This is a genomic window from Balneicella halophila (assembly GCF_003096835.1).
In the GTDB taxonomy this organism is placed as follows: Bacteria; Bacteroidota; Bacteroidia; order Bacteroidales; family Balneicellaceae; genus Balneicella; species Balneicella halophila.
The window spans coordinates 12,750-35,271 of the sequence record NZ_QENZ01000004.1; the positions used below are offsets into that span (position 1 = coordinate 12,750).

Genomic DNA, 22,522 nt, shown 5'->3' on the forward strand with positions numbered 1-22,522 from the left:
TAGCTTCTAGTATATCAAATAAAAATAACCGGATTTCTCTATCAATTTTCCGTTTTTATCGTGGAATTCTATAATATAAAAGTAAACACCTGCAGGTAGTTTTTTGTTCAAAAACGATGATTTCCCATATCCTTTAAAGTATTTTTTATTGTATCCATAATTTTCCTCACTAAATACAACTTTACCTGACTTGCTGAAAATAGAAACTTTATTCGAAGGATAGTTTTTTAAGAACTCTAGTTTAAGTATGTCGTTAATATTGTCACCATTAGGATTAACTATTTGTGTAAACTCTATTTTACACTTAGAACTAATATCTGGTACGCAAGGATCATTATCATCTACGTCTATCTGATCAACTAAACCATCATCATCTTTATCTAAAATATTACTCTCAAGAGCATCAATAACACCATCACTGTCTGTATCTATTGGGTTTAAAATATTACTAACTTCTTCAAGATCTACTATATTATCATGATCTGTGTCCTTATTATTAGGATCTGTTCCAAGCAAGCTCTCATTTTCATTAGTAATTCCATCATTATCAGAATCACAAGGGGAGCATTATTATCCTTTATGACTGTTATAGTTGAGCTAGCAACTTGACTACAGGGCATATTGCTTCCAATAGTATAAATGTAGATATTTCCTTCATTTGTCCACATACCACCTTCATCTGGGTTTCCTTGTAATGCATTAAATAAGTTCTCTTCCGTAGGTGTTTCCTTTTTGCAAATGGTTATCGTAGTACTAATTCCTGGATTAAAAGTGACTTTGTCATTAACTGTTACCTCATGGTAACCGTCTTTGCACACGTTTCATCAGGAGTAAAGATGTATTCTGTCGTTTTGGTGTTGTCAAATTGAGGGCTCCAAGTTCCTGTAATACCATTTTTAGAAGTAGTCGGCAAACTAAAATCAGTTCCTTTGCAGACGGCAGGAATTTGCTCAAAAGCAGGAGTGACTTTTTCATTGGCCATTACTGTCATAGTAACGGTCTTTGCACACGTTTCATCAGGAGTAAAGGTGTATTCTGTTGTTTTGGTATTATCAGGCAGAGGACTCCAAGTTCCTGTAATGCCATTTGTTGAAGTAGTCGGCAAACTAAAATCAGTTCCTTTGCAGGCAGCAGGTATTTGCTCAAAAACAGGAGTAATTTTCGGAAGAATTGTGATAGTTGTTTTCTCCGGTAATGCATTTTCACATTCTAATAAAGGGATCCTAATATTTATTAGGGTAATAACTTGTGAAGTAGTGGCGTTATTAATGGTTATTGTGGCTTTCCCTTCAGAATTTAAAGTTGTAGAAGATGTATCTCCATTTATTTCATATGTTACCACAGAAGAGGCTGTTCCTATTATTTCAAATGTAGCATCTTCTCCAGCACATATTTCAGTTGCTGTATCACTTACATTGGCTTTTGGAGAACAATCTACAACTGTGAAATGCACTCTGTTTGAGACTTCTTTATAAGTATCATTCGTAAAGATTGACATATAATAATTACCTGGTTCTTTAGGTAGATTTTTTGAAGGTATTGCAATACTTCCCTTGGACAAACCGTTAAAGTATGTATAGCAATAACCTGAATTTGGATTTGTGCTTTGGTCTGGAGTGTAACCCTCTTTATATATACCTATCCAATCTTTTATTATTCCGGGAGCATTCTCCCAATTAGGAGTGATCGTCTCATTGAGTTTATAGATACTTGGATTATCTTTTGTCCCTTGTCCTTTATCTAAAAATAGTTCGGTAATGATACCTTGCCCTACTTTGAAATTAACAATATTCCCTATTTGCATTTTTGATGTTATACCTTTCTCTATACTCCAAGCAGATGGGGTCACAACTTCAATGTAAGTTTCTGCATAATAGTATCCTTTTTCTAAGCCGTTTATTGTGATGGTATTATTTTGTTGTTGACCAATATTTTCTATTTTTATCGGGGTAACCTTTCCTTTTTTGTAAACAGAAATATATCCTTTTACATCAGATTCTAATACAGGAGCATTGTTATATTGTAAAATCATTTCTTCTCCGGTATTGTATTCTAATTTATTGGTAATTAATTTAATAATAGGTCCTACATAAAATGAGGGAGAATGAGCAATGTAACTATACGAACCATTTTTTGATAGATAGGCATAATAAATACCCGGTGTAAAAGCATATTTTATATTCCCAGAGGCAGTACCTAGATTCTTAAAACTGATAGAACCATTTTCAATACCATTGGTATAATCCCATGCCCAAGAATAATTACTGCTACCAGCACTACCAGGTTTTTGCGAAGGAGTATAAATACCAACCCATGCATAAGGATTTATAGATGAATTAGAAAAGTTTGTAATGATTTGGTCATCATGTAATTGATAATAAATTTTATCAGTAGAAAGTTCGGGAGTCGCTGGTGTGCTATTTGTTATAGTAAACGTTTTTATTTCGCTCCAATCTGACCATTCAAGATTTTTATCTCTTGTACGTGCTTTGATATAATAAGTTCCGTTGGAGAGGGTATATTCATCCGTCTTCTCTTCTGAACGTAATTTTAACTCTTTAATATCTACATTTTCGTTTTGGTTAACTGTTATGTCTTTTCTGTCTACTCTTCCAAACCAATTTTCAAAATCTCGATATATTTGTTTTTCTATTCGAGCAAAATCCTCGGTTTTTGAGATGACAAATTCAGTACTGTTTAGTGTTTCATTTGTATTACTGCCAGGAATGAAATTTACAGAGGCATCAATGGGAAGATCTTTAGTATTATCGAGTGTTAGTGTTGGTTGCTCAGGTTTATTTTTATTTTTATATCTATGGAATGTGTCAATTAGTTTATCTTGTTCATAATATCCATTAACAGTTCCTATAGAATAGGATTCAACATTAAAAGTGCCTTTATTTACGTCTATATCAACTATCTGATAAGCCCATTCTGTTAATGTCTTTTGTATGTCTGGCATGTCTTCCTCTTTGCTATCTCCCCAATACTGATTCCAAGCTGTTCCCCCAGAAATAATGTGATAAACAGGTCTATCTTTCAATTGCCCCCGGCTGTATAGGTGATGGTGAGCGCCTATATGCATCACATATTTATCAAATTGTGCTAAATAGGGAACGGCTCTATCTCTAATAAAAAGATTGATATCTGTAGGATATTGTTCAGCACCATACGGTCTATGCCCTCCGGAGAGAATCCAGTCAACTGTAGGGGCATTATTTGCAGCTTCCATAATCCGTTGCATCCATTCATATTGAGTATCTACTGTATTATTAAATTCAGTATCAAAACCTAAGTAGAGGATATTCCCGATTTGTTTAGCATAAAAGTTTTCAGTTCTGAATTTTGCTTCTGGATATAATTCAGGTTTATACAAAATCTCCTCCTCATCTAGAATAAAAAAATCCCTGTAGTAACCTATTTCTTTTTCACCTCCAAGACCTGCAACACCAAACATGGCACTCACCTCATGATTTCCAAGGAGTGTATGTATTGGAACATAAGGGGAGATTTCTTTGTTGTGGGCAAAATGTATATTCGCATATTGCGAGCAAGTTCCGGCATCTACTTAATCACCAACCATAAATATGCTTGTAACAGCATCGTCTGGAGACCCTGGTCCATATTTCTCTGTAATTTTCTTTTTAGCAGCTCTAACAAATTTTTCATATCGTTCATTGTTTAACTGATTGTCTCCAAGTATTAAAAGTCTGATATGACCATCCTGAGTAACAGCTTCTCCCGGGTTTGGCAAAGTTTTAAAGCTGAAAATATCAGAAGATAGATTTCCAGACATTACTTTATAATAATATTTAGTATTAGGTGCTAAGTTCTCTAGTTTTATAGAGTGATAATTGTAGTTGCAAAAATCATCATATGAACCGATAACCTCATTCTCTAAATTATCTGGAGATGTTCCGTAAATAACTTTTGATGTCTCTTCAGAATAAATCCAGTTAATATGTATAGAATTTGGTGATACAGCTTGCAGATATGGATCTATTTGAGAGAAACTATTAGTAATAAACAAGAATGTTATTAAACTAATCAGCAATGAAATTTTTTTACGAAACATAATTTAAGGATTTATCGAAATTGTAATTTGTCGTACCCAAAAGTATGTCAAGATGTAAAATCGAATGTAAATTTATTGTTACCAGATTGATATGAATAGGTGAAGTTTTGTTAAGGGGTACTGACAGATTAATTCAATTGTTCTTTTGAAGCAATAATTTATAATCAACAAGAAATGATTTAAACAAAAAAAAACACGCTAAGAATAAACTTCTAGCGTGTTTTGTTGTCCCACAAGGACTCGAACCTTGAATAACGGCACCAAAAACCGGTGTGTTACCATTACACCATGGGACAATATGTTCTTTTTAGAACGGCACAAAAGTAGGTAAAAAATCTAAAATTGCAAAATATTTAGATAGAAAAGTATTTAGATGTCTAATAATCCTTTTGCAATTCGCAAGATGATTTTCTTATTATCTAAATCCCAATCAACAATATGCTCCTCTGTAAAAGGTAGCAGCAGTTCGCCATTCTTCGAATGAATATTTACCAGTGTATTTCCTGAGTAGTCAACAATATCCAGAACAGTACCTACTAGTTTATTGTCTTCTGAGAAAATCTCGAATCCTCTAAAAATATTTAAATTTGGCTTTTCGCAACTCTCATCTACAAAAGGTGTGTGTTCTAAATATACATCACTACCAATATATTTTTCTGCATCATCTTTGGTAGAAGCATGGTCGAAACGGATGAGGTACGATTGGTGATCTCTGTCTTTCAGACCTTCTTTTTTATGCAAATAAAAAGGAACCAATCCTCCGTCAATATCGACTAGAAATGGTTCCTTTGTATTTGCTGTATCAAGAGGTATGCTTGATGCTAAAACTAAATGTCCGTGTATGCCATGAGAACGTATAATTTTACCTAAGTAAAAACATTTCTCTTTGACAAACACTTTAGATAGACTTTTTTGTTTTATTCTGCTTTGGGAGCTTCTTCCTCTGTTGCTTCAGCACTGTCTTCAGTTGCTGATTCTTCAGCCTCTTTAGCTTCTGCCTCAGCAGCTGCTTCTGCTTTTGCAGCTTTTTCAGCCTCTAACTCTTCCGCTTTCTTTTTTGCAATTGCTTCCGCTTTTGCTTTGTTAGCTTCAGCTTCAGCTTCTAAGCGTTTTTTAGTTTCAGCTTCTGTCTCTTTTGACAATTTGTCTTTTTGTGCCTGCAATTTACTGCGTTTGTCAGCAAACCATGCATCGAACTTCTTGTCTGCAGTTTCCTCATCAAAAGCACCTTTTTTGACTCCATCTAATAAGTGTTTTTTCATTAAAACACCTTCAGTAGAAAGCAATGTTCTTGCTGTGTCAGTTGGTTGTGCTCCTTCCTGCAACCAATATAGAGCTCTTTCGAACTTTAGGTCAATAGTAGCAGGGTTTGTGTTAGGATTATAAGTCCCAATTTTTTCAATGTAGCGTCCATCTCGTGGAGCTCTGCTGTCTGCAATGACTATAGAATAAAAAGGATATCCTTTTCTTCCGTGTCTTGCTAATCTGATTTTTGTTGGCATACGAAAATGCGTTTAAATTATTATATAAATAAATTCTTAGGTCTTAACTCGTAAGACGAGCGCAAAGATACACCTTTTTCATAAAATAATAACAATATTTATTGAATTAGATAAAATCAATAGCAGAATCATCGAGCATTAGATCATTCACAAATTGGCGAATTTTCTGTTCTTCATCTCTCTTGCAAACCAATAATCTATTTTCTTTCTGTACGACAATATAGTCTTTCAAACCTTGTACTACGGCAATATGGTCATCGGGAATGTGAACAATACAGCCAGAGGATTCATAAAGTTTCACATTTTTCCCAACGATGCTATTATTTTTGTTATCCTGACAGCTATTTGCATACAATGAACCCCAAGTGCCAAGGTCTGACCATCCGAAGTCTGCGGTATGAACATAAACATTATGCGCTTTTTCCATAATACCATAATCTATGGAAATGTTTTGGCAATCGGCATAAATACTATTGATAAAATCTTGCTCTTTAGTAGACATGAAAATGTCCTTCCCTTTTGCAAATAAATTGTTGAGATGTGGTAAATGCAATTCAAAAGATCTGTTAATCGTTTTTAAAGACCACAGAAACATTCCAGAATTCCACAGAAACTCATGCGAATCACAGAATACCTTAGCTAATTCCTTGTTTGGTTTCTCGGTAAATGTTTTTACTTCATTTATCTCATCAGTCACTTGAACGCCTTTTTGTATGTATCCGTATCCTGTTTCTGGTCGTGTAGGTTCCAAACCTATAGTTAGCAGTGCATCATACTCTTCAACAAACTCAAATCCATGTTTGATAACACGCTCAAATTCATCTTCTTTCATAATAAGATGATCGGCAGGTGTCACTACTATGGTTGCATTCTCATTTTTTGCTGCTATATGATGGTTTGCATAAGCAATACAAGGGGCAGTGTTTTTACGATGTGGTTCCAAAAGTACTTGATGGTCTTGCAGTTCGGGAAGTTGTTCAAGCACTAAATCTTTATATGGAGCTCCAGTTACTACAATAAAGTTTTCAGGAAGACAAATTCTTCTAAATCTGTCGTAGGTCATTTGTATAAATGTACGTCCCACACCAAGAACATCAATAAATTGTTTGGGAACTTTATGAGTACTCAAAGGCCAAAATCGTGTTCCTACACCTCCTGCCATTATTACACAAAAGTGATTGTTGTTTATCATTACTGTCTGAAATTTAGTTTACTACTGTTGCACTTAGGATTATCACATTTTCTAAAGGACGATCTCGCTTATCAGTTTTTACGTCAGAGATTTTTTCAACCACTTCAATGCCCTCCACGATCTCTCCGAATACAGTATAGGCATTGTCTAGGTGAGGAACGCCCCCTACTGTGGTATAAGCATTTTTTTGCTCATCAGTAAAATGAAATCCATCCTCTTCAATTCTCTTATCAATCTTGGCATTTAATTCATCTACAAAATTGTTGAGAGATAGCGTATCGCCGGTCTCTTTTTGTAATGCAATCAAAGAATCTAACTTTGCTTCATGTTCCTTTTTCATCGTTTCAATGAGCTTTTTGCGCATAGGAGTATTTTTCGATTTTTCCATATTCTCTAATTGCTTTGTTGTAAATACATTACCTTCGACTAAATAGAACTGTGAACCGGAGGACTTCCTTTCAGGGTTTATATTATCACCTAGACGCGCTGCTGCTATTACTCCTTTTTTATGAAATAATCCTTCTTTTATTTCTGCAGGAATATCATATCCAGGTCCTCCATTACCCAACGCTTCACCAGGTTTGGCATTCTTAGAGTCGGGGTCACCACCCTGTACCATAAAATTGTTGATGACACGATGAAATAATGTTCCATCAAAAAAATGTTTTTCCGTAAGTTTGATAAAATTATCTCTATGTTGCGGGGTTTCATTGTAAAGTTCAATGAGAATATCACCTTTACTTGTTTCTAAACGGACTTGTTTTCTGTTTTCGTTATCTTTGGAATTATTAGCACATGCAAATAAGCTAATAGTAAGTAGAATAAATAAAGTAGGATAAGCTTTCATGTTCATTGTTTAATAATATCTTTTGGTCAAAGATACTATTTTTGAATGTAAGTAAGAAGAATATAAGTTGTTAAAAAAAGCTAATGCTATCCTTGTAAAAAACTATTTATTATAGAAATGTGTAACTAAAATAGTGTTACATGCGTCTTAAGGGGTAGAAGATGGAAGAAACAACACTGATAACTCAAATCTTAAAAGGAAAAACTTCGGCTTATGCTATGCTTATCGATAAGTATAAAGACAGAGTTTTTGCTTTAGCATTGAGGTTGTCTGGTAACAGGGAAGATGCTGAAGAGATTGTGCAAGACGTATTTTTAAAAGTGTTTGAGAGTTTAGCAATGTTTCAAGGTACGTCTAAATTTTCTACCTGGATATATCGTATTGCATACAACACGTCGGTGTCAAAATTACGATCAGTCGGCAAACACAAGCAAGAAGTTGCTTTAGAGAGCTATGATGTAGTGGAGACGAAAGATTTGGTGGGTGTGCTTGAACCGCTAAAGCGAGAAGAACAAAAGTATTTTTTGGCAAAGGCTTTGCAACAGTTAAAACCAGAAGATAGCTTAATAGTAGAGCTTTTTTATCTGGATGAAATGAAGATAGATGAGATTGTAGCAATTGTGGATGAAAGTATTTCTAATGTAAAAGTAAAGTTGTATCGTGCTCGGAAAAAACTCTATGATTTGTTAGTTTTGGAGTTGCAGGAGGATGTTGATACTTTATATTAAAAATTTAAAGGCATGAATAAAAATGATATATATTTAAAAGGATTGTTTAAGGAGTTGCCTCAAGAAAAAGCCCCTGACGGAATGACACAATTAATTATGGGGAGAATTGAGGAAAAATATCCTGAAGCGACTAATACTACATTTCGATATTTCTGGGAAACACAGGCATTTTATATAATGATAGCGATTGTTGTAGCTGAGAGTTGGCTGTTTTATAATATTCGCGAATGGTTGACCATGTCAAATATGATAGGAGTGCTCAGAAATGTTTATGCCAACATCATAGAATACATCGCCACCTATAATTTTACTGCAGTATTTACAATTATAGCGATAGTAGGCGTTCTCATTTATCTCTTTGTACGAGATCGTATAGAAGAAACAAAATGTTGTCCTGGAAAGTTTTTCTAAAATACTGTTAAAAACATCGGAAGATTATTATTAAATCGCTATCTTAGCCTACTGATAAGAAATTTTATTATATTAAATTTATTAAAAGTTATAGCAAAATGAAAAGATTTTTTTTAATTCTATTACTAGGAGGATTAGTTGCCTCATGCGGGGTAAGCAAGAAGGATTTTGAAGCTTACAAAATGCAAAAAGAGCAAGAACTAGAGGAATGTAACAGTGAAATGTTCCGAAGCGCTAATGAAGTTGCTGGGTTAAGAGCTGATAAAACACAATTGGAAACACAGATAGCGACATTAGAACGTAGCAATAAATCCTTACAAGATGCTTTGAATAACTGTATCAATAAAGGAGGTACTAATATTGAAAAATTAGTTGAGGAAATCGGTACTTCAAACAAATATATCAGAGAACTTATTGCAACAAACAACAGAAAGGATTCACTGAACAGAGCTTTGAGCAACAATTTGAAACGCTCACTAAGCGATGTGTCTGATGAAGATATTGAAATCTCAGTGAAAAAAGGTGTGGTGTTTATTTCACTTTCAGACAAAATGCTCTTCAAATCAGGAAGATATGAGCTGAATAGCAATGCGAAAGTGGTATTAGCTAAGATTGGAAAGATTGTTAATGATTATCAATCTTATGATGTGCTCATTGAAGGACATACTGATTCAAAGCCTATCTCTACAGCTTGCTTAAAAGATAATTGGGACTTAAGTGCGATGCGTGCTACAACTATTGCTCGCTATATGCATGATGATTTAGAGATTGATCCATCAAGAATTACAGCTGGTGCTCGCTCAGAATATGTGCCAAAAGCATCTAATGCTACACCAGAGGGACGTAGTCTAAACCGTCGTACTGAAATTATTATTCTGCCAAAGCTTGATGAATTTATTAAATTAATGGAGCAAAGCACAGGAGAAAAGATGAACTAATCAATTGATTTCATTCTTTTTCTGTTGAAAGAGCTATTTATCAAAACCGCTATGCTATTCTTTGGTTGTGTTATCGCTTTAACGGCAGTAGCACAAGAAGAGCATAGCGGTTTGCTTTTAACCAAAGGAAACAAAACAAAACTTATTCGTTTAGGTAAAAAAGTGAAATTACGTGCCGGTAGCGATAATACAATCTACAGAGCTAAACTAATAGCCGTAGATAAAGATTTTGCTTATCTGAGTACAGGGCAACGTGTGCCAATTAAGAGTATAAAAAGCGCTAAGAGAAAACGCATTATGTTCAGAGATGTTGGAAATGCCAGTGCTGTTACCGGAGTATGGCTTGCTGATGCTGATTTAGATGCTGATGATGAATCTGACTTTTATGATGCCAATAACTATACCAATACAGTAGAAGAAGATTTGGCTGATACTGGCAGAAACATTGTTATAACTTTAGTTTTAGCTGTGAGCGTAGGAGTGGTTGTAGGTGTTGTAGGTGTTCTTGTTGGTATTTTTGAACCTAACTACTTTACTGACCAATGGATGATAAGCCCACATAATCCAATGCCTAGTGTTTTTATTATAAAAGAATAGAAGTTAAATATTGTGCATTAAAAAAGCCTTCTCAAATGATGAGAAGGCTTTTTTGATATATAGAATGATATACTATTTTCTCATTTTAAATAACGCACTTAAATTAAGCTGAAGAACTACGTCTTCATTAATCTTTTTATCCGAAGTGCCTTTTATTTGAAGAGTAATCTCTTTTTGTTTTGCAAGTCTTTCTACAACTTTATCTAAAAAAGGTAGATCAGTTTTAACGCCATTATAGGTCATGTCTTTATCTACATTGGTAAGAACTAGCTGGATGTTCGTTCCTTTTACTCTTAAAGTTAGAGTTTCGAAGTTGTGTTCACCTTCAGTTACTCCTGTTATTTTGATAAAAGACTCTGCTTTAGCTTCTGCAGTTCTTATTTTATCTTGAAAATCCTTTACATTAGAAAAATCTTCTAATTTAATTTCCAGTGGAATGTCAAATCCTGCACCTTCAGCAACCAAAAGCTTCTTTGTATAAGAGTGGGTATCGGAAATTTCCTCTGGCCAAGTCACTTTCTTGTCATCATCGTCATCACTGCATGCTGTAAATCCTAAACATAGGACTGCTAACATAAGAATTGAAAAAACACGTTTCATAATTTCGCTATTTTAATATTATTCAAAAATTACTTTGTGAGAAATGTACCTAGTAAGAATTAAAATAATATCCTTTTTTCATTTCACATCAATAAGACTGAATAAATAGCTATTTTTGTGCCAAACTATGTCATTTTGGAGAAAATTATTGATTTTTTGATAGAGCCATATGAAGGTTATAGTAATCTTCAAATTGTTTTAGAGCTTATAGCTGCCTTGTTGGGTATTGCGAGTGTTATATTTTCTGCACGAAAGAATATCTTAGTTTATCCAACGGGAATCATCAGTACAGCTATTTACGTTTATTTGCTGTTTGGTTGGGGACTCTATGGCGACACACTCATCAATGCTTACTATTTCACAATGAGCATTTATGGTTGGTACATGTGGAGTAAGGTTGACGAAAATAGCATGACGATACCTGTGACTACAATGACACACAAAGAGAAGTTTTATGCTAGTTTCATCTTTTTAGGAGCTATTGTCTTGGTTTTGTTCATTTACCACTTTAAACCCTATATCCAAAGTGGATTCAATACAGAAGTATTAAGCCAATTGCCAGAACCTTTTTATTGGCTGAGGGAAGATAATATCTCTTTTGACATTAAGATTCAGTATGTAGATACATTTACCACAGCACTTTTTTTTGTCGGTATGTGGTTGATGGCACGTAAAAAGTTAGAGAATTGGATTTTTTGGATTGTAGGAGACCTTGTAGCCATACCGATGTATTTGTTCCGGGGCTATGGGATCACTGCTTTCCAATATTTTATATTTTTAATTCCAGCAGTTATTGGTTATTTTGCATGGAGAAAAGATGTAGTAAGAAGAAAACAAAATGGTAGATAAAGTAGAGCTTTACGGGAAAACTTTAGGTGAATTAACTGAAATCGTTAAGAAGTGGGGCATGCCTCAGTATATGGGTAAGCAAATAGCAGAATGGCTCTATCAGCATAAGGTGTACGATTTTGCAGAAATGACCAATATCTCAAAAAAGCATAGAGTTTTTTTAGAAGAAAATGCAAGCATTACTTGCCCAAGTTATATCCAAGTGAGTGAATCTGTTGACGGTACAAAAAAATATCTTTACCCGGTTATTGGGAAGGAAAAATTCATTGAGGCCGTTTACATCCCTGATGAAAAGAGAAACACACTTTGTATTTCATCACAAGTGGGTTGTCGCTATGCATGTGCTTTCTGTATGACGGGTAGGCAAGGCTGGCAAGGACATCTTACGCCAGGTGAGATTGTAAACCAAGTCGCTAATTTACCAGAAATAGATGAATTGACAAACATCGTTTTTATGGGAATGGGTGAGCCCTTTGATAACCCAGATTCGGTAATGAATACATTGGAAATTCTTACATCAGAATATGGTTTAAATATGAGTAAAAAGCGCATTACGGTTTCTACTATTGGTATTATTCCAGCAATGCGACGTTTTCTGGAGGAAACAGGTTGTCATTTAGCCATCAGTATTCACTCTCCATTTGATGAAGAGCGTAAAAAGTTGATGCCCGTACAGAAGATTTATCCAATAAGAGATGTTTTAGATACTTTGAGAGAGTTTGATTTTGATAATCATAGGCGTGTGTCGTTTGAATACATATTGTTTGAAGGAATTAATGATTCTGATAAACATGTAAAAGAATTAGTGAAAATCTTACAAGGCATTCGATGCAGAATTAATCTGATGCGCTTTCATCCCATTCCTAATAGTCCTCTTAAAAGCCCTAATGATCAGGTGGTTTATCATTTTAAAGAAGCTTTAATCAATAAAGGACTTATGGCAACAGTGCGTACGTCAAGAGGGATGGATATTGAGGCGGCTTGTGGTATGCTGTCCACCAAAAAGCTACAATCAGAAAAATAATCGAGTGATAGGCTCGCTGTATTTTGAAAACAAAATAGCATCCTCCAAATGAGCAAAGTCAGCTTCATTTGTTACAAAATCTAGAGAAGTAATATCTAGAATAAGAATGGGGAAAGAATCTCTATGTTCTTTAAAAAATTCAAAGTAGCTGTGTTGGATATCTAGAAGATATTTTTCAGTTATGTGTTGCTCATATTTACGTCCTCTACTTTTGATATTTTGCATTAATCGTGCTACATCTGCATGCAAATAGACATATAAATCTGGCTTAGGCATAGCGTTGTAAATAATGTTAAAGAACTGCCTGTAGAGCTGAAATTCTGTGTCATTAAGTGTTTGTTTGGCAAAAATCAAGGATTTCATATAGTAATAATCTGAAATAATAAAGTCGCTAAACAAATCCTGCTCTTGTATTTTTCTTTTAAGTTGGGTATATCGGTCTGCAAGGAAAGCCATCTCTACTGTGAATGCATATTTATCAGGTTCCTTGTAAAATTGAGGTAAGAAAGGATTATCAGCAAAGCTTTCTAGGAGTAAAATAGCATTGTGTTTTTTTGCTAACCGTTTACACAGCGTAGTTTTACCAACTCCGATATTCCCTTCAATAATGATATTTTTATAGCAGAACATAATTAACAAAAGTACTAATTATACCCGGAATATGTTGACATCAAAGTGCTCAAAAATTTAGGCACAATTTATGTTATTTTTATATTCATTTGAATTAAAAAACTGAAAAACAACGAAATATGAAAAACACTTCTTTACTACTAAAGGCAATAGCACTAATTTTTATTGCTTTTTTACTTCATTCGTGTGCTGTAAATCCTGTAACTGGGAAAAATGAATTGATGTTTATATCGGAAGAACAGGAGCTCGCTATGGGAAAACAATATAACCCCCAGGTAGTCGCAACGATGGGCTTATATGAAGACAAACAATTGCAAGAATTTATTGATAGAAAGGGTAATGAAATGGCGAAAATTTCGCATCGTCCTAACTTGCCTTATAAATTTCAAATTGTTGATTCTCCAGTAGTAAATGCTTTTGCAGTTCCTGGAGGTTATGTCTATTTTACCAGAGGTATTATGGCGCATTTCAATAGTGAGGCTGAATTTATGGGTGTTTTAGGTCACGAACTTGGACATATTACGGCAAGACACTCTGCAGCACAACAGTCAAAACAAACTTTGTATAGTGGTTTGCTAGTTGGAGGAATGGTAGCTTTTCCTGAACTCCAACAATTTGGGAATCTTGCAACACAAGGTCTACAATTACTTTTTTTAAAACACAGTAGAGATGACGAAACACAATCAGATAGATTGGGTGTAGAATATTCTACAAAGGTAGGGTACAATGCGAAAGAAATGGCTGATTTTTTTCAAGTTTTAGAACGACTTCAATTGCGAGATAATCCTCAGGGGATACCAACCTATCTTTCAACTCACCCTAATCCTGCAAACAGAAACATCGCCGTTAAGCAACAAGCGGAAAAATGGCAAAATTCATTGAATACATCTGATAATCTAAAAGTTGGAAGAGATAGATATCTTCGCATGATTGATGGTATTATTTTCGGAGAAGATCCCCGACAAGGATACGTCGAAAATGGTGTATTTTATCATCCTGAACTTAAGTTTGAATTCCCAGTTCCACGAGGTTGGCAATTGCAAAACACCCCACAACAGGTTCAGATGGCACCGAAAGATGGCAAAGCGATGATGATGTTTACATTGGCAGGAAAAGGAGACTTGAAGAATTCAGCACAAACCTCATTGCAGCAACTAAAACTGCAAGTTAGAGAAAATAAAGAAACGACTATTAATGATTTCCCAGCATTGATTACAGTATCTTCTCAGATGGGTAAAGATCAGCAAGGTAGAAATGTTGAGCAGGTCAGAGTACTTTCTTCATTTATAAAATACGGAGAGACGGTTTATGCGTTTCATGGGGTTGCTATTCCAAAGTCATTTAACTCTTACTACAATACTTTTGAGAATACGATGAATCAATTTGCTCGTCTGACAGATTATTCAAAAATGAATCGTAAACCAGATAGAATTCGTGTGAAAACAGTTTCTCGTTCTACTACTGTTGAACAGGCATTACGCTCTTTTGGAGTACCGAATAAAGATTTAGCAAATCTGGCTATTCTCAATAATATGAATTTAACTGATAGAGTTGAAGCTGGAACCCTACTGAAAACAATAGGTAAATAATGTAGCATTTAGCTAAGATCCCAAAAAGAGGATGCAACCGTTGCATTCTCTTTTTAATTTATTGCATCGAAGAATATATATGGTTACTGTTCTATAGGTTTTAGTAAATAACCGGTCTTTCTAGAGAATAACTCATACTGATAGTTCTTTGTTATTCCATTTACTTGGTAATGACGAAAAAGTTTATTGTTTTTCAATTCAATACTATCAGTGTTCATGTCTCGATTTTCTTTCAAGACATCAATTGCAATCATTGATATGTTTTCTGAGTCATTTATAGCAAAACCCAGTAATTGAAGGTTGCCACTATCATCGGTTGGTGATATAACTAAATAAAATTCTTCTAAGCTGTCATTGTTTAAATCAGCCATAAAGCTATCTTTTACCTGTCCTTCAATAGGAAATGATTCCTTGTATTCCTCTTTCAATCCCACTGTTCTGATTTTTATGGTGGTATTTTCACCATTGATTGCGGAAACTATAAAATCGTAATCTGAAGCTTTCATCACATTTCTATAGCCCCATGGGGTGCTATCATCTGATGTTACTTCTTCACTCTCACTCGTGTTATTATTATGTTGTTTGTTATTACAGCCCATGACAAAAAACAACATAATAAAAACAATTAATTGTAATTTTTTTCTCATGACTTTACTTGATATTTTAAAATTTAAAAGTTTTGATCCGTAATAAGCGCAACAAATTGAATGCCTAATTCTAGATTATTATTTTAAAGTTAGAGTAAATTTTAAAATCACCACGTACAATAGGAAAATATTAACTATTTTTAGTTTTAAAAGGAAATATTAATGAGAAAAAAAAGTAGATTATTAAGGTTTACCAATAATTTTGAAGTAAAGGAAAAGATTATTTTACGTGATCACCTGGCACTTGAACGCACAAAATTGGCTAATGAGCGAACATTGTTAACTTATATTAGATCATCAATATATTTAATTATTGCAGGGATAGCATTCTTAAATGTGAAGGAGTTTGAACATATTCCATATTTAGCTTACCTATGTTTCTTTTTCAGTGGATTACTATTTTTCATAGGTATCATACGCTTCTATCAGTTAAAAAGACATATAAAGGTAATGTATGAAGAAGGGCTTTTCCCTGAAGAATAAATTTTTTGATACATCTTTTTATTAATATGACAACTTTCCCATTATTAAGTTTTGGTACGAAAACTGTATAGATATCAGTATGAAGAATAAGTGGATTAAACTGATTGTTTGTGTTCTCCTTGATGCTTTTGGTTATTTAAGCTATGCTGTATTAGGCATCGGAGAAACTATAGATATCGTTTGGGCACCTGTAGCAGGGTGGCTAAACTACCAGATGTTTAAAGAAGAAGCTGGTGCTGCTGCAGGGCTTTTCACTTTTGTAGAAGAAGCGTTACCCGGGACAGATTTTATTCCCTCTTTTACGATAACATGGTTATATGCTCATGTTTTTAGCAAAAATAAAAAAATAAAGAAAACCACTAGTTTCCTTGAAAATTTTACAAAAAGGAGTGAATAAAAACTCCTCTCTTTTATAACAACATCTAAATATACTGTTTCATAGAAATTCTTATCTTTGCTTATATGGAAAGATTTTTCAAAGCAAACTGTGTGGAAGCTGGTAGCGATGAAGCAGGTAGAGGATGCTTGGCAGGACCTGTTTATGCGGCAGCCGTCATTCTGCCTCCTGATTTTCCAAAAACAGCATTAAACGATTCCAAAAAACTCAGTGAAAAGAATCGTAATACACTTAGAGACGTTATTGAAAAATATTCTATATGGTCGGTTGCCTCAGCAAGTGCTGAAGAAATTGACGAACTAAATATTTTAAGAGCTTCTATTACTGCAATGCATCGAGCCATTGCTCAATTAACTACAGAGCCAGAGTATTTAGCAATAGATGGGAATCGTTTTTATCCCTATGCAAATACACCCCATTCCTGCATTGTGAAAGGTGATGGCAAGTACGAATCCATAGCTGCCGCGTCCATTTTAGCTAAGACACATAGAGATGATTACATGTGTGAGTTGCATGAAAAATACCCAAATTATCATTGGAATTGTAACAAAGGTTATCCAACTGCGACTCATAAAGAGGCAATTCTCAAGTTTGGGATAACACCCTTTCACAGAAAATCATTTTCTTTGTTAGACAAACAATATGAATTAAATTTTTAATAATTATAAAAACCAATATCATGAAACTATTTAAACAATTATTGATGCTACTATGTCTTGGCATAGTTACGTTGATACCAGTTCAAGCAAAGGATGGAATGTATTTATTGTCTGATATTCCAGAGATGATGCCACAACTGATCGAAGCTGGTTGTGCATGTTCAGGACAGCAAATTTATTCTGCTGATGGTACAAGTTTAGCCAATCAAGTACCTCACTTCGGACGTGGATGTTCAAGTGAAATCATCTCAGCTAACGGTCTTTTATTAACTAATTATCACTGTGCACACGGAAGTATTCAAAGTGTATCATCTGTTGAGCATGATTATTTGAAAAATGGATTCTGGGCAACTCGTTTTGAGGAGGAGTTACCAGTCGAAGGACTCTCAGTACGTGTACCTGTAAAAGTAGTTGATGTTACTACAGAAGTTTTAGCTAAGCTTGGCAGTTTATCAGGAGAAGAAAAAGAGAATAAGCTGAATCAGATCGTTAGCCAAATGATCCAATTCGAGAAATCTAAAGCTGATGATGTTGCTGCATCTGTAAGAGAAATGTTAGGCGGAACGAAGTATGTTCTTTTCGTAAGCAGAATTTTTAGAGATGTTCGTTTAGTTGGTGCTCCGCCTATGTCTTTGGGTAAATTTGGAGGAGACAGAGACAATTGGATGTGGCCACGTCATACTGCAGATTTTACGTACCTGCGTATCTACGGGGATAAAGACGGTAAGCCTGCAGACTATAGCGAAACCAACGAACCTTTGAATACACCTTATCATATTGAAGTTTCAACCGAAGGAGTTTCGGCAGATGATTTTGTGTTTATTTTGGGTTACCCAGGCGGTACCGATATGTACTCTACATCTTTTGAAGTAGAAGAGCGTCAAAATATTACCAATAAAATCCGTTATGCTGTTCGTACTGAAAAACTGCGTGTAATGGAAGAGCAAATGAAGAAGAATGATACTATTCGTATAAAATATAGCTCTAAACAAGCTGGAGTTTCAAACTATTGGAAACATGCTAATTCTCAGAATATCGCTTTTGATAAGATTGATATAATGGGACAAAAACGTAAAGCAGAAGCAACATTTATCGAGTGGGTGAATGAATCTCCTGAAAGACAAGCAGAATATAAAGATGTATTTAAGAATATTCAAGAAGCATTAGATGCAAGAAAAGATAACGTTCGTGAGCTTATCTTACAAAGAGAAGCACTTTACGGAATGGAATTAGTCGGTTTTTTGAGTAGACTTGACAACAAGTACTTTTTCAATGCAAAGAATGATGATGAAATTGTAGAAAGAGCGAAACGTTTTTACAAAAATATGGATATTGAAACGGAGACCAAGATTATGGCAGCTCTCCTAAAAGAGTATTTTGAAACTACGAATGAAGATTATTTTAATGATGTAAAAGAAACAATTCAAGATAAATTTAATGGCAACTACGAACTGTATGCACAATCACTTGTTCAAAGTTCTGTGTTTAAAACCTATGAAGGGTACAAGAAGGTAGTGGTTGATATGAAAGACAAAGCAACTCTAGAAAATGATGACTTATACCAATTTGCCAATTCTGTAGCTAACTCTTATAGTGAGTTGAGAAAGGAAATTAAAGAACCTACTAGCAAGTTTAGTGAAAATCAAGAATTGTATAAAAAAGGGATTGCAGAGAGTGCTACAGAAATATTAGCACCTGATGCTAATAGTACAATTCGTTTGACTTATGGTCATGTAAAAGACTTGGTAATTGATGAAGAAACTACTTATCCTTATTTCACTACATTAGAGGGAGTAATGAAAAAATATAATTCAGATAAAGAATTTTATGAATTGCCTGATGATTTTGTAAAACTATACGAAAATAAAGATTTTGGACGTTATGCCTCTAATGGTACTGTGCCCGTTTGTTTTATTGCAACAACGCATACTACTGGAGGAAACTCTGGATCTCCCGTTTTTGATGCAAAAGGTCGTTTGGTTGGCTTACTCTTCGATGGAAATTCAGAAGGACTTTCTGGAGATTATCAGTTTGATGAAGGATTGGTGAGAAGTATTATTGTTGATGTACGTTATGTTCTATATATCACTGAGAAATTAGGAAAATCATCACATATTATCGATGAATTAGGTTTAGGCGATGAGCCTGTACAAACAGAGGAATAGTTTGTGAGTGAGATAATTATTTATACTGACGGTGCGGCCCGAGGCAATCCCGGACCAGGTGGTTATGGTGTGGTGTTGCTTTCGGGTAAGTATCGCAGAGAGTTGGCTGAGGGCTATCGTTGTACTACTAACAACCGAATGGAACTTTTAGCCGTTATTGTGGCGCTAGAAGCACTGCGAATAGAAGGCAGTAAAGTCACTATATATTCGGACTCGAAATATGTCGTTGATGCCGTGGAGAAAGGCTGGGTATTTAACTGGCAACGAAAGCAGTTCAAAGGCAAGAAAAACCCTGATCTGTGGCAACGCTTTTTAAAAATATACCCGAAACATAGTGTGAAATTTGTTTGGGTAAAAGGGCATAATGAACTCCCTGAAAATGAACGCTGTGACGAGTTGGCTGTAGCTGCCTCCCACAATTCAAATCTAAAAGTTGACAGCGTTTACGAGGCTTCACAAAAGCAACTTCTATGAAAATCTGCTAAAAAATAGTATTTTTGACGTTTATGAAGACAGAGACCTATTATCCATTGCTTAGCCAGATAAATTCTCCTGATGACCTGAAAAAGCTGAAGAAAACGCAACTAGAACAAGTCTGTGTAGAATTACGGGAATTTATCATAGATATCGTTTCATGCAATCCTGGACATTTTGGAGCTAGTCTAGGCGTGGTAGAACTTACTGTTGCATTACATTATATATTTAACACTCCCGAAGATAACTTAGTTTGGGATGTGGGGCATCAAGCCTATGCTCATAAATTATTGACAGGACGTCGAGACAAATTCCACACCAACAGAAAATACAAAGGACTCAGCGGTTTTCCCAAAAGAGCGGAAAGTCCTTATGATTGCTTCGGAGTGGGTCATGCATCTACCTCTATTTCAGCTGCACTGGGTATGGCTGTGGCGGCAAAGTTATCCAATAGTGAAAAGCAAACGGTTGCCGTGATTGGTGATGGCTCACTAACTGGTGGTCTGGCTTTCGAAGGTCTGAACAATGCAGCAATGAATAAAGCAAATATCCTTATCATTTTAAATGATAACAATATGGCTATTGATCCCGTAACAGGAGGACTCAATAAATATTTGGTAGATATTACATCTTCTAAGACTTATAATAGGATGAAGCAAGATATTTGGAAAGCTCTGGGTGTTTTAGATGGAGTAAAACCGAGTCCACGCAGTGTTATCCAAAACATGGAGAATAGTATAAAATCATTTATACTGAAAGAAGGGAATATATTCGAATCACTAGACATACGTTATTTTGGGCCGGTAGATGGTCATGATGTAAAGCGACTGATTAATGTTATTGATGATATAAAAGACTTACCCGGACCTCGGTTGTTGCATGTGGTGACACAGAAAGGAAAAGGATATGAGTATGCCGAAAAGGAACAAACAATTTGGCATGCCCCAGGGGTATTTGACAAAGAAACAGGCGTTATTGCTAAAAATCCGGAAGACAAGCATAAACCTCCAAAATTTCAAGATGTTTTTGGTCATACTTTAGTGGAATTAGCTGAAAAGAATGAGAAAATTGTAGGAATAACTCCGGCAATGCCTTCAGGTTCTTCCATGAATATAATGATGAAAGCATTCCCTGACCGTAGTTTTGATGTGGGAATTGCCGAAGGACATGCAGTTACTTTCTCAGCAGGTTTAGCAACGAAAGGCTATATGCCTTTTTGTAATATCTATTCAACTTTTATGCAGAGAGCTTATGATAATGTGATTCATGATGTAGCTTTGCAAAATCTAGATGTTGTTTTCTGTTTAGACAGGGGAGGTTTGGTTGGTGCTGATGGAGCAACACATCATGGAGCATTTGATTTAGCGTACTTCCGTTGCATCCCTAATATGATTGTGGCTGCGCCACTAAATGAGGTTGAGCTTAGAAATATGATGTACACCGCCCAATTAGGAGGTTACGGTCCATTTTCAATTAGATATCCAAGGGGTCGAGGTATTTTAGTCGATTGGAAACAACCTTTTACTAAAATGGAAATAGGAAAAGGTCGAGAATTAGTTGTAGGAGCAGATATTGCTATCTTGAGCATAGGAGCCATTGGGGTTGAAGTAGCTAAAGCTGTGACAGATCTTGAAAATGAGGTTTCAATAGGGCATTATGATATGAGATTCGTGAAGCCTTTAGATAAAGAGTTATTAGATACTATTTTCTCTAAATACGAACGAATTATTACCGTAGAAGACGGCACCGTTATTGGTGGGTTTGGATCTGCAGTTATTGATTATGCAATGGAGAAAGGTTACAAAGGAGAAATTAGGCTGCTTGGTATTCCAGATAAATTCATAGAACAAGGAACTCAAGCAGAATTGTATCATGAGTGCGGTTATGACAAAGATGGTATTATAACCACGGTTCGTGAAATGCAAAGGTCGAAATAATATCATAGATACAGTCTCTCAATTAAAAATTTCTAATAACATTATTACTTAGCAAACATTTGCTACCTTTGTTTTTATAATCAACCAAAATTATAAAAAATAAATGCGTAATAAAATAAATGATCCTATAGCTCGTTTGATGGGATTGCGTTATAAATCTCATCCTTGGCATGGGATTGATATTGGAGAAGATGCTCCAAATGTATGCACAGCTTTTGTTGAAATGGTTCCAACTGATACTGTGAAGTATGAAATTGATAAAACTTCCGGTTATCTAAAAATAGACAGACCACAAAAATATTCAAATGTAGTTCCTGCGCTGTATGGTTTTTTACCTCAAACCTTTTGCGGTCAAGGGGTAGGTGATTATTCAGCGGAAAAATCAGGAAAGGAAAACATCAAGGGAGATGGCGACCCATTAGACATTTGTATTCTTACGGAAAAAGGAATTTCTCATGGGGACTTGTTGGCTACCGTACGCCCGATTGGTGGCTTCCGTATGTTAGATGGTAATGAAGCGGATGACAAAATAATTGCAGTACTTATAGGTGATGCTACTTATGGTGATTATAAAGACGTTTCTGATTGTCCAGATATTATTATCCAAAGATTAAAACATTATTTTTTGACCTATAAGGATATGCCCGGTCTAGATGCCGATGCTGAGATTACTCATGTATATGGGAGTGAAGAAGCTTTTGAGGTGATAAGATTATCGATAAATGATTATAAAGGCCGTTTTGAAAATTTAAATCAAGTATTAAGTAGCGTTTGATAA

At 35.1% G+C, this 22,522-nt stretch carries 25 protein-coding genes and 1 tRNA gene; 14 read left to right on the plus strand and 12 right to left on the minus strand.

The annotated features are described in order from the left end of the window. Positions 1–6: 6 nt before the first annotated feature. The 9 genes from C7377_RS04945 to C7377_RS04985 form a co-directional block, all read right to left on the minus strand. Positions 7–537 carry a T9SS type B sorting domain-containing protein gene (locus C7377_RS04945; protein WP_116496244.1) on the minus strand — a complete coding sequence of 177 codons (531 nt, stop codon included), beginning with the start codon at positions 535–537 and terminating at the stop codon, positions 7–9. Continuing rightward, positions 468–818, minus strand: coding sequence for a hypothetical protein (locus tag C7377_RS09535; RefSeq protein ID WP_116496245.1), 351 nt, complete (start codon positions 816–818; stop codon positions 468–470). Before C7377_RS09535 ends, C7377_RS04945 begins: the two co-directional genes overlap by 70 nt. Beyond that, positions 791–3,535 carry a metallophosphoesterase family protein gene (locus C7377_RS04955; RefSeq protein ID WP_317045666.1) on the minus strand — a complete coding sequence of 915 codons (2,745 nt, stop codon included), beginning with the start codon at positions 3,533–3,535 and terminating at the stop codon, positions 791–793. The genes C7377_RS09535 and C7377_RS04955 overlap by 28 nt, the downstream gene beginning before the upstream one ends. A 33-nt stretch (positions 3,536–3,568) precedes the next feature. Then, positions 3,569–4,075, minus strand: a complete 507-nt coding sequence (locus C7377_RS04960) for a fibronectin type III domain-containing protein (protein ID WP_116496247.1) — start codon at positions 4,073–4,075, stop codon at positions 3,569–3,571. Between the two features lie 225 nt (positions 4,076–4,300). Then, positions 4,301–4,371 (minus strand) — tRNA-Gln (locus C7377_RS04965). A 73-nt stretch (positions 4,372–4,444) separates the two neighbouring features. Further along, a complete protein-coding gene (gene rimM, locus C7377_RS04970) occupies positions 4,445–4,972 on the minus strand; it encodes a ribosome maturation factor RimM (RefSeq protein ID WP_165806855.1) in 528 nt (175 codons plus the stop codon). A 20-nt stretch (positions 4,973–4,992) separates the two neighbouring features. Further along, positions 4,993–5,577, minus strand: a complete 585-nt coding sequence (locus tag C7377_RS04975; protein WP_116496249.1) for a 30S ribosomal protein S16 — start codon at positions 5,575–5,577, stop codon at positions 4,993–4,995. A 106-nt stretch (positions 5,578–5,683) separates the two neighbouring features. Next, a complete protein-coding gene (locus C7377_RS04980) occupies positions 5,684–6,769 on the minus strand; it encodes a mannose-1-phosphate guanylyltransferase (RefSeq protein ID WP_116496250.1) in 1,086 nt (361 codons plus the stop codon). Between the two features lie 13 nt (positions 6,770–6,782). After that, positions 6,783–7,622, minus strand: coding sequence for a peptidylprolyl isomerase (locus C7377_RS04985; RefSeq protein ID WP_243408300.1), 840 nt, complete (start codon positions 7,620–7,622; stop codon positions 6,783–6,785). 155 nt (positions 7,623–7,777) lie between these two features. Here C7377_RS04985 and C7377_RS04990 point away from each other — a divergent pair, with 155 nt between their 5' ends. The 4 genes from C7377_RS04990 to C7377_RS05005 all read left to right on the plus strand — a co-directional run bounded on the left by C7377_RS04990 (position 7,778) and on the right by C7377_RS05005 (position 10,290). Then, on the plus strand, positions 7,778–8,344 hold the full coding sequence (locus C7377_RS04990; protein ID WP_116496252.1) for an RNA polymerase sigma factor: 567 nt from the start codon (positions 7,778–7,780) through the stop codon (positions 8,342–8,344). Positions 8,345–8,356: 12 nt separating this feature from the next. Next, positions 8,357–8,755: a hypothetical protein gene (locus C7377_RS04995; RefSeq protein WP_116496253.1), complete on the plus strand. Its 399-nt coding sequence runs from the start codon at positions 8,357–8,359 to the stop codon at positions 8,753–8,755. Positions 8,756–8,853: 98 nt separating this feature from the next. After that, the gene (locus C7377_RS05000) at positions 8,854–9,693 is read left to right on the plus strand and encodes an OmpA/MotB family protein (protein WP_116496254.1); all 840 of its coding nucleotides are present in this window, start codon (positions 8,854–8,856) and stop codon (positions 9,691–9,693) included. A gap of 24 nt (positions 9,694–9,717) precedes the next feature. Next, positions 9,718–10,290 (plus strand): hypothetical protein, encoded by a 573-nt coding sequence (locus tag C7377_RS05005; RefSeq protein ID WP_133241464.1) that lies wholly within the window; start codon positions 9,718–9,720, stop codon positions 10,288–10,290. 72 nt (positions 10,291–10,362) lie between these two features. Here C7377_RS05005 and C7377_RS05010 read toward each other — a convergent pair whose 3' ends face one another. Beyond that, a complete protein-coding gene (locus C7377_RS05010; RefSeq protein WP_116496256.1) occupies positions 10,363–10,890 on the minus strand; it encodes a hypothetical protein in 528 nt (175 codons plus the stop codon). A 135-nt stretch (positions 10,891–11,025) separates the two neighbouring features. Between C7377_RS05010 and pnuC the strand changes: the two genes are divergently transcribed. Beyond that, a complete protein-coding gene (gene pnuC, locus C7377_RS05015; protein ID WP_116496633.1) occupies positions 11,026–11,739 on the plus strand; it encodes a nicotinamide riboside transporter PnuC in 714 nt (237 codons plus the stop codon). Then, on the plus strand, positions 11,729–12,763 hold the full coding sequence (gene rlmN / locus C7377_RS05020) for a 23S rRNA (adenine(2503)-C(2))-methyltransferase RlmN (RefSeq protein ID WP_116496257.1): 1,035 nt from the start codon (positions 11,729–11,731) through the stop codon (positions 12,761–12,763). Before pnuC ends, rlmN begins: the two co-directional genes overlap by 11 nt. Here rlmN and C7377_RS05025 read toward each other — a convergent pair. Continuing rightward, positions 12,752–13,393, minus strand: coding sequence for a deoxynucleoside kinase (locus C7377_RS05025; RefSeq protein WP_116496258.1), 642 nt, complete (start codon positions 13,391–13,393; stop codon positions 12,752–12,754). The genes rlmN and C7377_RS05025 overlap by 12 nt on opposite strands. A 119-nt stretch (positions 13,394–13,512) precedes the next feature. Here C7377_RS05025 and C7377_RS05030 point away from each other — a divergent pair, with 119 nt between their 5' ends. Beyond that, positions 13,513–14,982, plus strand: coding sequence for a M48 family metalloprotease (locus tag C7377_RS05030; RefSeq protein ID WP_116496259.1), 1,470 nt, complete (start codon positions 13,513–13,515; stop codon positions 14,980–14,982). A gap of 83 nt (positions 14,983–15,065) precedes the next feature. Here the strand turns inward: C7377_RS05030 and C7377_RS05035 are convergent, their stop codons facing one another. After that, a complete protein-coding gene (locus C7377_RS05035; RefSeq protein WP_116496260.1) occupies positions 15,066–15,629 on the minus strand; it encodes a hypothetical protein in 564 nt (187 codons plus the stop codon). Positions 15,630–15,791: 162 nt separating this feature from the next. On the opposite strand from C7377_RS05035, the gene C7377_RS05040 reads away from it, so the two are divergent. The 7 genes from C7377_RS05040 to C7377_RS05070 all read left to right on the plus strand — a co-directional run bounded on the left by C7377_RS05040 (position 15,792) and on the right by C7377_RS05070 (position 22,519). Next, positions 15,792–16,112: a DUF202 domain-containing protein gene (locus C7377_RS05040; protein WP_116496261.1), complete on the plus strand. Its 321-nt coding sequence runs from the start codon at positions 15,792–15,794 to the stop codon at positions 16,110–16,112. Positions 16,113–16,191: 79 nt separating this feature from the next. Continuing rightward, positions 16,192–16,509 carry a hypothetical protein gene (locus tag C7377_RS05045; RefSeq protein ID WP_116496262.1) on the plus strand — a complete coding sequence of 106 codons (318 nt, stop codon included), beginning with the start codon at positions 16,192–16,194 and terminating at the stop codon, positions 16,507–16,509. 65 nt (positions 16,510–16,574) lie between these two features. Continuing rightward, positions 16,575–17,168, plus strand: a complete 594-nt coding sequence (locus tag C7377_RS05050) for a ribonuclease HII (RefSeq protein WP_116496263.1) — start codon at positions 16,575–16,577, stop codon at positions 17,166–17,168. Positions 17,169–17,188: 20 nt separating this feature from the next. Continuing rightward, a complete protein-coding gene (locus tag C7377_RS05055; RefSeq protein ID WP_116496264.1) occupies positions 17,189–19,333 on the plus strand; it encodes a S46 family peptidase in 2,145 nt (714 codons plus the stop codon). Positions 19,334–19,336: 3 nt separating this feature from the next. Beyond that, positions 19,337–19,807: a ribonuclease HI gene (gene rnhA / locus C7377_RS05060; protein ID WP_116496265.1), complete on the plus strand. Its 471-nt coding sequence runs from the start codon at positions 19,337–19,339 to the stop codon at positions 19,805–19,807. Between the two features lie 32 nt (positions 19,808–19,839). Then, complete coding sequence (gene dxs / locus C7377_RS05065; protein ID WP_116496266.1) at positions 19,840–21,744, plus strand: 1-deoxy-D-xylulose-5-phosphate synthase; 1,905 nt, start codon at positions 19,840–19,842, stop codon at positions 21,742–21,744. Positions 21,745–21,847: 103 nt separating this feature from the next. After that, positions 21,848–22,519, plus strand: a complete 672-nt coding sequence (locus C7377_RS05070; protein WP_116496267.1) for an inorganic pyrophosphatase — start codon at positions 21,848–21,850, stop codon at positions 22,517–22,519. Positions 22,520–22,522 lie beyond the last annotated feature (3 nt).

Bases quoted from the DNA above. Each gene is read 5' to 3' on its own strand.
- C7377_RS04960 (WP_116496247.1), bottom strand. From the start codon at position 4,075: ATGTTTCGTAAAAAAATTTCATTGCTGATTAGTTTAATAACATTCTTG.
- C7377_RS04975 (WP_116496249.1), bottom strand. From the start codon at position 5,577: ATGCCAACAAAAATCAGATTAGCAAGACACGGAAGAAAAGGATATCCT.
- C7377_RS04980 (WP_116496250.1), bottom strand. From the start codon at position 6,769: ATGATAAACAACAATCACTTTTGTGTAATAATGGCAGGAGGTGTAGGA.
- C7377_RS04985 (WP_243408300.1), bottom strand. From the start codon at position 7,622: ATGAACATGAAAGCTTATCCTACTTTATTTATTCTACTTACTATTAGC.
- C7377_RS04990 (WP_116496252.1), top strand. From the start codon at position 7,778: ATGGAAGAAACAACACTGATAACTCAAATCTTAAAAGGAAAAACTTCG.
- C7377_RS04995 (WP_116496253.1), top strand. From the start codon at position 8,357: ATGAATAAAAATGATATATATTTAAAAGGATTGTTTAAGGAGTTGCCT.
- C7377_RS05000 (WP_116496254.1), top strand. From the start codon at position 8,854: ATGAAAAGATTTTTTTTAATTCTATTACTAGGAGGATTAGTTGCCTCA.
- C7377_RS05010 (WP_116496256.1), bottom strand. From the start codon at position 10,890: ATGAAACGTGTTTTTTCAATTCTTATGTTAGCAGTCCTATGTTTAGGA.
- rlmN (WP_116496257.1), top strand. From the start codon at position 11,729: ATGGTAGATAAAGTAGAGCTTTACGGGAAAACTTTAGGTGAATTAACT.
- C7377_RS05025 (WP_116496258.1), bottom strand. From the start codon at position 13,393: ATGTTCTGCTATAAAAATATCATTATTGAAGGGAATATCGGAGTTGGT.
- C7377_RS05030 (WP_116496259.1), top strand. From the start codon at position 13,513: ATGAAAAACACTTCTTTACTACTAAAGGCAATAGCACTAATTTTTATT.
- C7377_RS05035 (WP_116496260.1), bottom strand. From the start codon at position 15,629: ATGAGAAAAAAATTACAATTAATTGTTTTTATTATGTTGTTTTTTGTC.
- C7377_RS05040 (WP_116496261.1), top strand. From the start codon at position 15,792: ATGAGAAAAAAAAGTAGATTATTAAGGTTTACCAATAATTTTGAAGTA.
- C7377_RS05045 (WP_116496262.1), top strand. From the start codon at position 16,192: ATGAAGAATAAGTGGATTAAACTGATTGTTTGTGTTCTCCTTGATGCT.
- C7377_RS05050 (WP_116496263.1), top strand. From the start codon at position 16,575: ATGGAAAGATTTTTCAAAGCAAACTGTGTGGAAGCTGGTAGCGATGAA.
- C7377_RS05055 (WP_116496264.1), top strand. From the start codon at position 17,189: ATGAAACTATTTAAACAATTATTGATGCTACTATGTCTTGGCATAGTT.
- dxs (WP_116496266.1), top strand. From the start codon at position 19,840: ATGAAGACAGAGACCTATTATCCATTGCTTAGCCAGATAAATTCTCCT.
- C7377_RS05070 (WP_116496267.1), top strand. From the start codon at position 21,848: ATGCGTAATAAAATAAATGATCCTATAGCTCGTTTGATGGGATTGCGT.